This window comes from Mailhella massiliensis, from assembly GCF_900155525.1.
Lineage (GTDB): Bacteria > Desulfobacterota > Desulfovibrionia > Desulfovibrionales > Desulfovibrionaceae > Mailhella > Mailhella massiliensis.
In genome coordinates this window covers 1-965 of sequence record NZ_LT706948.1, presented here as the reverse complement: position 1 = coordinate 965, position 965 = coordinate 1, and the positions used below count along the sequence as shown (strand labels likewise).

At 53.7% G+C, this 965-nt stretch carries 2 protein-coding genes and 1 pseudogene; all 3 read left to right on the top strand.

The window, feature by feature from the left end:
• Positions 1-266, top strand: a pseudogene (locus CZ345_RS17020) (hypothetical protein); the annotation flags it as partial.
• A 14-nt stretch (positions 267-280) separates the two neighbouring features.
• Positions 281-550, top strand: coding sequence for a hypothetical protein (locus tag CZ345_RS05380; protein WP_077072170.1), 270 nt, complete (start codon positions 281-283; stop codon positions 548-550).
• Between the two features lie 15 nt (positions 551-565).
• Positions 566-965: Arm DNA-binding domain-containing protein (locus tag CZ345_RS05375; protein WP_338039505.1), on the top strand; the 400-nt coding region annotated here is incomplete at its 3' end.

Below are 965 nucleotides of genomic sequence, written 5' to 3'. Positions count from 1 at the left end.
AGGCCCTGAGCTACAGCCCGCCTTCGTCCCCCGGTTCCATCTATATCCAGTTCGCCGTGTACGCCATTGCCTCCATCGGCGTCATCGGCATTGCGCGGGGGCTGTGTCTCATACGCGACACGCCGAACCAGAGCATGAATCTCAGCCGGGGCCTTGTCCATCTGTTCGGAGGCATTCTCGCGGTCAACCTTGTCACTTTCCTGCGCGGCCTGGGGGCCACGGTAGGCGGTGACGTGCAAACATACATCGCCAACATCATTGGCTGAGTACGGAGGACTCTATGAACTTCATCAATCATCAGCTCTCCATTTCCCCGCTGCGCTGTACTGCCGCCGTTATCGGTGTCGCCGCTGTATGGCTCCTCATGCCTGAGATTGTCCAGGCTGCCGTCACCTTCGGAGAAATCGGCGAAAATGTGGCGGAAAACGCCAAAGGCGTCGCCAAGGGCGTCACCCTTGCCGGATACGCCTCCGGTGCGGGCATGGGCGTCTGGGGTTGCGTGGACATGTACAAAGCCTCATACAGCACAATCCCGTTCATATTTGTCTAAAATATATTGTTATTAATGAATAATTTTATTTTTTATCGTCCAGATGGATTTCACTGGACACATAGACATACCCCATTTTTTGGGGTATATCTTGGGGTAAACAAACCTGAAAAGGAGGACTACCCCATGTCGTTGACCGATACCGCAATCCGTGCCGCCAAACCGGCTGAAAAGCAGCAGAAACTCTTTGACGCCAAAGGGCTGTACCTGCTCATCATGCCGAGCGGCACAAAAAGCTGGAGGCTAAAATACCATTTTCAGGGCAAGGAAAAGCTGATTTCCCTCGGCACCTATCCCGCAACATCCCTGAAAGAGGCAAGGGAAAAAGCCGCCGATGCCAGAAAAGCCATTGAGAACGGTATCGACCCGTCCGCTCAACGAAAACTGGACAAGCAGCTTGCACAGAACACCTTTG